The sequence below is a fragment of the Pseudomonas sp. PWP3-1b2 genome (assembly GCF_049896045.1).
GTDB classification, from domain to species: domain Bacteria; phylum Pseudomonadota; class Gammaproteobacteria; order Pseudomonadales; family Pseudomonadaceae; genus Aquipseudomonas; species Aquipseudomonas antarctica_B.
Window position 1 is genome coordinate 30,626 of sequence record NZ_JAFCTN010000048.1, and the last position, 10,664, is coordinate 41,289.

At 60.5% G+C, this 10,664-nt stretch carries 6 protein-coding genes and 2 tRNA genes; 4 read left to right on the forward strand and 4 right to left on the reverse strand.

Features of this window, described 5'->3' with window-relative positions; genetic code table 11:
- The first annotated feature begins 120 nt into the window (after positions 1-120).
- Together ACP7A2_RS23435 and ACP7A2_RS23440 are read left to right on the forward strand one after the other, a co-directional pair.
- Complete coding sequence (locus ACP7A2_RS23435) at positions 121-1,410, forward strand: adenylosuccinate synthase (RefSeq protein ID WP_426136153.1); 1,290 nt, start codon at positions 121-123, stop codon at positions 1,408-1,410.
- A 139-nt stretch (positions 1,411-1,549) separates the two neighbouring features.
- Positions 1,550-3,484 carry a methyl-accepting chemotaxis protein gene (locus ACP7A2_RS23440; protein ID WP_426136154.1) on the forward strand — a complete coding sequence of 645 codons (1,935 nt, stop codon included), beginning with the start codon at positions 1,550-1,552 and terminating at the stop codon, positions 3,482-3,484.
- 97 nt (positions 3,485-3,581) lie between these two features.
- Here the strand turns inward: ACP7A2_RS23440 and ACP7A2_RS23445 are convergent, their stop codons facing one another.
- From ACP7A2_RS23445 to ACP7A2_RS23460, 4 genes are all read right to left on the reverse strand, one after another.
- Positions 3,582-5,147 carry an ABC transporter permease gene (locus ACP7A2_RS23445; protein ID WP_426136155.1) on the reverse strand — a complete coding sequence of 522 codons (1,566 nt, stop codon included), beginning with the start codon at positions 5,145-5,147 and terminating at the stop codon, positions 3,582-3,584.
- The gene (locus ACP7A2_RS23450; RefSeq protein ID WP_426136156.1) at positions 5,147-6,172 is read right to left on the reverse strand and encodes an extracellular solute-binding protein; all 1,026 of its coding nucleotides are present in this window, start codon (positions 6,170-6,172) and stop codon (positions 5,147-5,149) included. Before ACP7A2_RS23450 ends, ACP7A2_RS23445 begins: the two co-directional genes overlap by 1 nt.
- Before the next feature lie 159 nt (positions 6,173-6,331).
- Positions 6,332-6,418, reverse strand: a tRNA-Leu gene (locus ACP7A2_RS23455).
- A 152-nt stretch (positions 6,419-6,570) separates the two neighbouring features.
- Positions 6,571-6,657: transfer RNA gene (locus ACP7A2_RS23460), tRNA-Leu, on the reverse strand.
- A gap of 225 nt (positions 6,658-6,882) precedes the next feature.
- Between ACP7A2_RS23460 and rnr the strand changes: the two genes are divergently transcribed.
- On the forward strand, positions 6,883-9,519 hold the full coding sequence (rnr, locus tag ACP7A2_RS23465) for a ribonuclease R (protein WP_426136157.1): 2,637 nt from the start codon (positions 6,883-6,885) through the stop codon (positions 9,517-9,519).
- On the forward strand, positions 9,516-10,271 hold the full coding sequence (gene rlmB, locus ACP7A2_RS23470) for a 23S rRNA (guanosine(2251)-2'-O)-methyltransferase RlmB (protein WP_078740418.1): 756 nt from the start codon (positions 9,516-9,518) through the stop codon (positions 10,269-10,271). Before rnr ends, rlmB begins: the two co-directional genes overlap by 4 nt.
- Positions 10,272-10,664 lie beyond the last annotated feature (393 nt).

Genomic DNA, 10,664 nt, shown 5'->3' on the forward strand with positions numbered 1-10,664 from the left:
GCGGACTGCGACCGGCAATTGATTCTGCAGAACGGGCTTTGGCAAGTATCGCCACTGGCTTCTTGAGTTTTCCTGCCGGCCATCGCCGGCACCAAGTTTGCGCGAATGAGGACAAGTGTTATGGGTAAGAATGTCGTAGTCCTGGGCACCCAATGGGGTGATGAGGGCAAAGGCAAGATCGTTGATCTGCTGACCGAACATGCTGCCGCCGTAGTGCGCTACCAGGGTGGCCACAACGCTGGCCACACCCTGGTCATCGATGGCGAAAAAACCGTCTTGCACCTGATCCCGTCGGGCGTCCTGCGCGAAGGCGTGCAGTGCCTGATCGGCAATGGCGTGGTCGTTGCACCTGACGCCCTGCTGCGCGAGATCATCAAGCTGGAAGAGAAAGGCGTACCGGTGCGCGAGCGCCTGCGTATCAGCCCGTCCTGCCCGCTGATTCTGTCCTTCCACGTTGCGCTGGACCAGGCCCGTGAAAAGGCCCGTGGCGAGCTGAAGATCGGTACTACCGGTCGCGGCATCGGCCCGGCGTACGAAGACAAGGTTGCACGTCGTGGCCTGCGTGTGGGCGACCTGCTCAACATGCCGCGCTTTGAAGACAAGCTGCGTGAACTGGTGGATTACCACAACTTCATGCTGGTGGGTTACTACAAAGAGCCAGCCATCGAGTTTGAAAAGACCCTGGCTGAGTGCAAGGAATACGCAGAGCTGCTCAAGCCGCTGATGCTGGACGTGACTGCCGAGCTGCACGACCTGCGTCGCGCCGGCAAAGACATCATGTTCGAAGGCGCCCAAGGCTCCCTGCTGGACATCGACCACGGTACTTACCCGTACGTGACCAGCTCCAACACCACCGCTGGCGGCGTTGCTACCGGTTCGGGTGTTGGCCCGATGTTCCTGGACTACATCCTGGGCATCACCAAGGCTTACACCACCCGCGTAGGTTCGGGCCCGTTCCCGACTGAGCTGTTCGACGACGTCGGTGCGCACCTGGCCAAGCAAGGCCACGAATTCGGCGCGACCACTGGCCGTGCTCGTCGTTGTGGCTGGTTCGACGCCGTTATCCTGCGTCGCGCTATCGATGTGAACAGCATCTCGGGCATCTGCCTGACCAAGCTGGACGTACTCGACGGCCTGGAAACCATCAACATCTGCATCGGCTACAAAGACGCAGACGGTAAGGACGTTGCCCCGACGGACGCTGACAGCTACGCAGGCCTGCAGCCTGTGTACGAAGAAGTGCCGGGCTGGACCGAATCGACCGTGGGCGCCAAAACCCTGGAAGAGCTGCCAGCCAATGCACGTGCTTACATCAAGCGTGTTGAAACGCTGATCGGCGCGCCAATCGACATTATTTCGACGGGCCCTGACCGCAACGAGACCATCGTTCTGCGTCACCCGTTCGCTTAATAAGCTGTTGATGTAAAAAGCAAAGGGCTCCTTCGGGAGCCCTTTGTCGTTTCTGCCTGGTAAACGGCACAACCCTTGCTTTGCTTCTTTCTTTCGCGGTGCTATCAAATTAATGGCACCCGTGGTGGAGGGATTCCCAGTGTCTGCCGTTCTCTCGTTGTTACAAAGCCGTCTGTTGCGGCCGGTGTTCGTTACCCTAGGTATCGCTCTTTTGGTGCAAGTGCTGGTCGCCGTCGCTCTGACGCGGAGCACTGTCACTGCATTGGAGGCTGATTTGGGCAATCGCCTGGGAATCGACAGCCAGAAATTGTCGGGTGAGTTGGCGCAAGCCGGCAAGGAAGTGACCTCCAGTCTGGACAACCTTTCGTCCAGTACTCGCCAGCGTCTCACCAGTGGTTTGTCTTCGCGCTTGCAGGACGAGCAGAAGCAACTGCGTGCGACCCTGGAAAAAGACCTGCACGACTCGGCCAATGACATGGCGCAATTGCTCGCCTCGGTGGCGCCGCGCGCCATGTGGGACAGCGACGTGCCGACGCTGTCGGAGTTTGCCCGGCGTGCTCAGCGCAATCCCAACGTGCTGTTCGTGGTCTACGACGACGCGGCCGGTGAGCACTTGACCCGTTACCTGAACCGCGAAAACCCGATCAACCAGGCATTGCTGGCAAAAGGTGCGGGTGATCGCGCCTTGGACAAAGTGTTGGATGCCGCGAAGAGCGACCCGTCGGTGTACTACGTCGAGGCGTCCATCAGCCCTAACGGGGTAGAAATCGGCAAGGTTCGCATGGGCGTTTCAACCGCTTCCGTCGAGACTGACCTGGCGGCACTGGATAAGCGCTTTGCCGCGCTGATCGCGAGCAGTGATCAGTTGGTCGGCGACAGCCTGCAAGGCGCCGCAGCGGACAGCGCGGCCGCCATGGGCGCTCGCTTGCAGTCGGCGCAAGCCACCGCCACGCAAATGACCGCCAACACCACAGGTGCGGTGCAGGAAGCCGCCGGCACCTTGCGCTGGCGCATCGGCATGGGGCTCGCAATCGTCGGGTTCGGTGTTTTGCTGCTGATTGCCATTGTGTTGGGGCGCCGTGTGGTTAATCGCCTGAAGTTGCTGATTGCAGCCATGGATGACTTGGCTGCGGGCGAGGGCGACCTCACCAAGCGAGTGCAAATCAGCAGCAAGGATGAAATCGGCGACATGGCGTCGGCAGTTAATCGCTTTGTGGATAAGTTGCAGCCGATCGTGCGCGAGGCGGGCGATGTGGCCCAGCGCACCGGTGTGGAAATTGGCGCGATGACCCTGCGCAATGCCGGCGCCGACGCGGCGGCGGGCTTGCAGCGAGATGAGGTGGCCGAGAGCCTGCGCGCACTGTCGCAGATGGCCGATGAGGCCCAGGCTGAGAGCCATGCGATGCAGGCCGCGTTGCAGCAGGTAGTGGATATTCGCCAAGCCACCGATGAAAACTCGCGCACCTCGGCTGAGGTCGGCAGCTTGATCGAAGCGTTGGCGGGGCAGGTGCAGGCGGGGTCCAAGGTGATCGAGCGGCTTGCGCAGCAAAGCGAGCAGATCGAAGTGGTGCTGACGGTGATTCACGGGATTGCCGAACAGACTAACCTGCTGGCGCTCAACGCTGCGATTGAAGCGGCGCGTGCGGGTGAAACCGGGCGTGGTTTCGCCGTGGTGGCGGACGAAGTGCGGGCGCTGGCGAGCAAGACTCAAAGCTCTACCGGGGACATCCAGGCACACATCGTGGCGTTGCAGCAGGGCGCGCGCGAAGCCGTGGAAACCATCAGCAAGGCGGGGCGCCAGGCGAATGAAGGGTTGCTGGTGCTGCGCGACAGCGTGCGCTTGCAGCAGACGGTGCAGGCGTCGGTGGAGCAAGTGCATGCCGCGATTGGGTTGGCGACGCGTGCGGCGGAACATCAGGCGCAAGGCGCGCATGCAGTGCGTGGGCGGGTCGAGGTAATTCATGCTCAGGCTGAGCGTGCGGCGCAGGCGGTGGTGGAGACCACGGCCAGTGGCAAGGTGCTGGATGGGTTGGCGGCGCAGTTGAAGGCAAGCCTCGGGCAGTTCCGGGCCTGAGGTTGTCTGATCTGGCCTCATCGCAGGCAAGCCAGCTCCCACCTTTGAATTGCAAAGCCATTCAAAGGTGGGAGCTGGCTTGCCTGCGATAGCGATCTCAGCGGCTCAAATACATCCGAGTAGTTAACAAATAAACCGGCAACCCCGACACCAAAATCAACAACGCCGCATAAGGCGCCGCCGCCGCAAACTCCACATTCGCGGTATGCGCCCACACCTCTGTGGCCAGGGTGTTCAATCCCGTCGGGCTCAGCAACAACGTCGCCGTCAACTCCTTCATCGCATCCAGAAACACCAGCGCAAACGCCGCGCCCAATGCCGGAAAAATAATCGGCAAGGTCACCCGGCAAAACGCGCTGAAAGAGGACGCACCCAGCGTGCGCGCGGCCTCTTCCAGCTGCGGCGCAGCCTTGTTCAGCGCGGTACGAATCGGCGCCTGTGCCAGCGGCAGAAACAACAACGCATAAGCGATCAGCAGCAGCGCCGACGTTTGATACAGCGCCGGCACGTAATGCAGCGCGAAATACACCAGCGTCAGCGCAATCACCAGGCCCGGCAGCGCGTGCAGCAGATACGGCAGGCGCTCGGCCCAGATCGCCAATTGGCCTTTGTAGCGAACCACCAGCAACCCCACCGGCACGGCCAGCACCAGGCAAAGTGCAGCGCCACCCAGAGACAGTGCGAGAGAAGACAGCAGCGCCTCGCTCATCTCGGCCAGCGGGAACGCCGCCGACGACCCCACCGCCAGCCAGTAACCCAGCATCCCCAGCGGAATGCCGCTGCCAATGATCGCCAGTGCCAGGCAATACACTTGCCCCAGCGGCGCCCAGTTGCCCAACTTGACCTGCTCGGCATGCCGCGCGGCGCCCTGGCCGATGCGCACGTGCCGGCCTTTGCCGCGCACGCGCAACTCCAGCCACAGCAACGTCAGGCACATCACTAGCAACACCGCCGACAGCATCGCCGCGTTGGCGTTGCTGAATTCCAGTTCGAACTGTTGATAGATCGCGGTGGTAAAGGTCTGCAGGCCAATGATCGACAGCGCACCAAATTCCACCAGCATGTGCAGCGCAATCAACAGCGCCCCGGCCACTAGCGAAGGCCAGAGCAACGGCAGCGTGATGCGAAAAAACACGCCCCAGCGATTCAGTCCGAGGGTGCGGGCCGATTCTTCAAGGGACAGATCAAGGTTGCGCAGGGTCGCCGCCACGGGCAAAAACACCAGCGGGTACTTGGACAGGCTCATCACCAGGATCGCCCCGCCCAGCCCTTCGAAGTTGGCGCTCAGCGACACCCAGGTGAAGCTGCTGACAAACGCAGGCACCGCAAAGGGCAGGCACAAAATCACGCCCCAGATGCGCCGCCCTGGCAGGTTGCTGCGTTCCAGCAGCCAGGCCAGCGACAGGCCGATCACGCTGCATGCCACCGTCACCCCGACCATCAAGGCCAGGGTATTGCGCAGCAGTCCAAAAACGTAAGGGCGCCATATTAAATGCACCGCCTGCGCCCAGCCCGCTTGCCAGGCTTTGGTCCCGACATACACCAGCGGCAACAGGCTCAAGCCGACCAGAAACAGTACGGGCAGCAACAGCCAGATCGACGGGCGCTTGCGGCGCGGGCTGAACCCCCCACGAGAGGCGAGGGCGGATGGCGATGGGTTCATCAGTTCAAGCCAACGTCACGTTCCAGGTCCAGGGCTTCTTCGGCGTTGCCAAGGTCTGCAGGGGTGACTTTCGGCGGTTGCAGCTCGCTGAAAGGCTTGAGGCCACGGCTCGATTCCATGCCCTTGCGCAACGGGTACTCAGCGGAGGTGTTGGTGATGACGCGCTGGCCTTCTTCACTGGCCATGAATGCCAGCAGTTGCTGAGCTTCCTTGGGATGTGGGCTGGATTTCAGCGCCGCCGCCGAAGACACAGTGATCAGGCCGCCGACATCGCCGTCGCTGAAGTAATGCAATTGCGAGTCGAGGTTGGTCTTTTCTTTTTTCAGGGCGAACCAGTAGTAGTTGTTCACCAGCACCGTGGCCACTTCGCCGTTCTCTACTGCTTTGAGGGCGACCATGTTATTGCTGTACACCTTGCCGAAAGCGCGCAGGCCAGTCAGCCATTCTTCGGCGGCTTCGCGGCCGTGCAGCTTGATGATCGCCACGGCTTGTTCCTGAAACGCGCCGCTGGTGGGCACGAAGCCGACTTTGCCTTGCCACTCGGGGCTGGCGAAATCCAGCACCGACTTGGGCAGGTCTTTTTCAGCGATCAGTTTCGGGTTGAACGCTACCACACGAGTGCGCGCGGTCACGCCCATCCAGTCGCCATTGGCGCCGACATAATCCTTGGGCAAGACGTCAAGGGTGCTGGCGTCGATCTTGGCCAGCAGGCCTTGTTCGCCGAGTTTATTCAGCGGCGGTGATTCTTCGGTGTAGATCACGTCGGCAGGCGAGCGGGCGCCTTCTTCAACGATCTGGCTGGCCAGCTGGTTGCTGCTGCCTTTGCGCACGTTGACGTGAATGCCGGTCTTGGCTTCGAAGGCCTTGGCGAGTTCGTCGCCGACTTCTTTGTGTTGGCCGTTGTACAAGGTCAGGGCGATCTTGTCGGCAGAATAGGCGGCGGGCGAGAGCAGGGTCAGGCCGAGCAGGGTGAGGGTCAGGCCACGCAGAAGGGATGCCTTGAGACGGTGTTCGCGGATCATCATCCGGGTTGTTCCTCGCTTGTGTGCAACAAATCATTGCAAGGATAAACGATAAAACTTCTCAAGTGCGGACGAGGGGGGAAATCGCCGGGGAAGTTTCCAGGCTAATGTTTTCAAACCCCGGAAACGAAAAAACCCGCTTTCGCGGGTTTGATCTGAATTTGGTGCCCAGGAGAAGACTCGAACTTCCACGACCTTGCGATCACCAGCACCTGAAGCTGGCGTGTCTACCAATTTCACCACCTGGGCATTATCAGCAGCGCTTGCGCTGTTGATGGATCGAACTATACGGAGGGCTTTTTGATCTGTAAACCCCTGATTCGAAAATATAAATCAAGATTCTCTTTAAAAATCAAAGGCCTGAAACGAAAAAACCCGCTTTCGCGGGTTTGATCTGAATTTGGTGCCCAGGAGAAGACTCGAACTTCCACGACCTTGCGATCACCAGCACCTGAAGCTGGCGTGTCTACCAATTTCACCACCTGGGCAACATCAACAACGTTGCCGTCGTCGATGGCGCGCACTATACGGACCACTTTTTGCGCTGTAAAGCCCCGATATCAAAAAATCCTGGAAAACTTCGCAAGTGGTCGGGCAAGGTGTGTTCCGAGGGCGACAAAAGTGCTTTTAGGGGCTTGTTGATACCTGAAATTTCCCGTTTCAATACGCGTATGCCAAACTAACCCACATATAGACAAGGTGAAAACTCTCTAATGGCCGATTGGCAGTCCCTCGATCCCGAGGCCGCTCGTGAAGCGGAAAAATATGAAAACCCTATTCCTAGCCGCGAATTGATCCTGGCGCATCTCGCCGATCGGGGTTCGCCTGCTAGCCGTGAGCAGCTGGTTGAAGAATTCGGTCTGACCACCGAAGACCAGCTCGAAGCCCTGCGCCGCCGCTTGCGTGCCATGGAGCGCGATGCTCAGCTGATCTACACCCGCCGTGGTACTTACGCGCCTGTGGACAAGCTCGACTTGATCCTGGGCCGCATTGCCGGCCATCGTGACGGCTTCGGCTTCCTGATCCCGGACGACGGCAGTGACGACCTGTTCATGAGCCCGGCGCAAATGCGCCTGGTGTTCGATGGCGACCGTGCCCTGGCACGCGTTTCCGGCCTGGACCGTCGCGGTCGCCGTGAAGGTGTGATCGTCGAAGTGGTATCCCGTGCCCACGAGTCCATCGTCGGCCGTTACTTCGAAGAAGGCGGCATCGGCTTTGTTGTGCCGGATAACCCGAAGGTCCAGCAGGAAGTGCTGATTACCCCGGGCCGCAATGGCGCCGCCAAGGTCGGTCAGTTTGTTGAGGTGAAAATCACCCACTGGCCAACCCCGCGCTTCCAGCCTCAGGGCGATATCGTTGAAGTGGTCGGCAACTACATGGCGCCGGGCATGGAAATCGACGTTGCACTGCGCACCTACGATATTCCTCACGTCTGGCCTGATGCGGTGCTCAAAGAAGCCGCCAAGCTCAAGCCGGAAGTCGAAGATAAAGACAAAGAAAAACGTATCGACCTGCGCCATCTGCCGTTTGTGACCATCGACGGCGAAGACGCTCGCGACTTCGACGATGCGGTGTACTGCGAAGCCAAGCCTGGCAAGCTGCGCCTGTTCTCCGGTGGCTGGAAGTTGTTCGTCGCGATTGCCGACGTGTCCAGCTACGTGAAGATCGGTTCGGCGCTGGATAACGAAGCTCAAGTGCGCGGCAACTCCGTGTACTTCCCGGAGCGCGTGATCCCGATGCTACCTGAGCAGCTGTCCAACGGCCTGTGCTCCCTGAACCCGAAAGTCGACCGTTTGGCCATGGTGTGCGAGATGACTATCTCGAAAACCGGCGAAATGACCGACTACCAGTTCTACGAAGCGGTGATCCACTCCCAGGCGCGTCTGACCTACAACAAGGTCAGCACCATTCTGGAAACGCCGAAAACCAGCGAAGCCAAGGCCCTGCGTACTGAATACGCGGGCGTGGTTCCACACCTCAAGCAGCTCTACTCGCTGTACAAAGTGTTGCTGGGCGCTCGTCACGTGCGTGGCGCGATTGATTTTGAAACGCAGGAAACCCGGATTGTCTTCGGTTCCGAGCGCAAGATCGCCGCGATCACCCCGACTACCCGTAACGACGCTCACAAACTGATCGAGGAATGCATGCTGGCGGCCAACGTGGCCACCGCTGAATTCCTGAAAAAGCACGAAATTCCTGCGTTGTACCGGGTGCACGACGGCCCGCCGCCGGAGCGTCTGGAAAAACTGCGCGCGTTCCTCGGTGAGCTCGGCCTGTCCCTGCACAAAGGCAAGGACGGCCCGTCGCCGAAGGACTACCAGGCTCTGCTGGCGAGCATCAAGGACCGTCCGGATTACCACGTGATCCAGACCGTGATGCTGCGCTCCCTGAGCCAGGCGGTGTACAGCGCGGATAACCAGGGCCACTTCGGCCTGAATTACGAGGCGTACACGCACTTCACCTCGCCAATTCGCCGTTACCCGGACCTGCTCACGCACCGCGCAATCCGCAGCGTGATTCACTCCAAGCAGAACACGCCGCACGTCCAGCGCGCCGGTGCCATGAGCATTCCGAAAGCACGGATCTATCCGTACGACGAAGCCGCCCTGGAACAGCTGGGCGAGCAGTGCTCCATGAGCGAGCGCCGCGCCGATGAAGCCACCCGCGACGTGGTGAACTGGCTCAAGTGCGAGTTCATGAAAGACCGCGTGGGGGAGTCGTTCCCAGGCGTGATCACGGCCGTGACCGGCTTTGGTCTGTTCGTTGAGCTGACCGATATCTACGTCGAAGGTCTGGTGCACGTCACCGCCTTGCCGGGTGACTACTACCACTTCGACCCTGTGCACCACCGCCTGGCGGGCGAGCGCACCGGTCGCAGCTTCCGTTTGGGCGACACCGTGGAAGTGCAGGTCATGCGCGTCGACCTCGACGAGCGCAAGATCGACTTCGGCATGCCTGAAAAGCCAGCCGAAACGCCGGGCAGCCGTAAAAAGCGCGGCAGCGAGCCGACTGCGACAGCAGGCAAAGGCAAAGGCGCTCCCGCGAAAGCAGCGGCCGCCGAGCCTGCGCCAGCCAAGTCTGGCCGCCGCTCGTCCACCAAGGAGAAGGCCCCTGAAGCCTACCGCCCAAGCGACGCAGCGGCGAAAAACGCCGAATTGCGCAAAAGCCGCGAGTTGAAGCAGCAGTTGCTCAGCGAAGCCAAAAGCGGTGGTAAAGCGGCGTCTGGGGGAAAGTCCCGCGGGGACGAAAACCCGTCGAGCAAGCCAAGTAAACACCGTAAAGGCCCGCCAAAAGCGGGTTCGGCTCCCGCGAAAAGCGGCGGGTCGCGCAAACCTAAGGCCAAGTCATGAGTCTGGAAAAAATCTACGGCGTGCACGCCGTAGAAGCACTGCTGCGTCACCACCCTAAGCGCGTCAAGCAAGTGTGGTTGGCGGAAGGTCGCAGCGAGCCCCGCGTACAAGCGCTGGTCGAACTGGCTACCCAAAACAAGGTTGCCATCGGCCAGGCCGAGCGTCGTGAAATGGACGTGTGGGTAGAAGGTGTTCACCAAGGCGTGGTGGCAGACGTCAGCCCGAGCCAGGTCTGGGGCGAAGCGATGCTAGACGAGCTGCTCGACCGAACCGAAGGCGCTCCGCTGTTGCTGGTGCTGGACGGCGTGACCGACCCGCACAACCTCGGCGCCTGCCTGCGTTCGGCAGATGCTGCCGGCGCGCTGGCGGTGATCGTGCCTAAAGACAAGTCGGCCACCCTGACGCCAGTCGTGCGTAAAGTGGCGTGCGGCGCGGCGGAAGTGATTCCGTTGGTCGCCGTGACCAACCTGGCGCGCACCCTGGAGAAGCTCCAGCAGCGCGGCCTGTGGGTTGTGGGCACGGCGGGCGAGGCCGAGGTCAGCATTTATGACCAGGACCTCACCGGCCCGACCATCCTGATCATGGGTGCCGAGGGTAAAGGCATGCGCCGCCTGACCCGCGAGCATTGTGATTACCTGGTGAAGCTGCCGATGGCTGGTAGCGTCAGCAGCCTGAACGTTTCGGTTGCAACGGGCGTATGCCTGTTTGAAGCCCAGCGCCAGCGCGGCGTGAAGGCCAAGACCAAGAAGTAACCAGGCCTAACGCAGGTCAAAATGTGGGAGCGGGCTTGTGTGGGAGCTGGCTTGCCTGCGATGCAGTCACCTCGGTGTGTCAGTGTTACTGAGGTGGTGCTATCGCAGGCAAGCCAGCTCCCACACAAGCCAGGCTCCCGTAGTTGTTTGGGTGATTGTTCAAATAATCACCAATCACCTTGCGCCGTTTCTCCCCCTTCTCTACAATTGCGCCCCTTGCCTTCCTGGCAGGCACCGATGTGCCTCCCTGCGGCAAGATCCATAAGTGTCATTCACTCCTTGTCTGACCGTTTTTGAGCGGCAGGCTACAACCCGTAAGGAGCATTCATGCGTCATTACGAAATCATCTTTTTGGTCCACCCGGATCAAAGCGAGCAAGTCGGCGGCATGGTA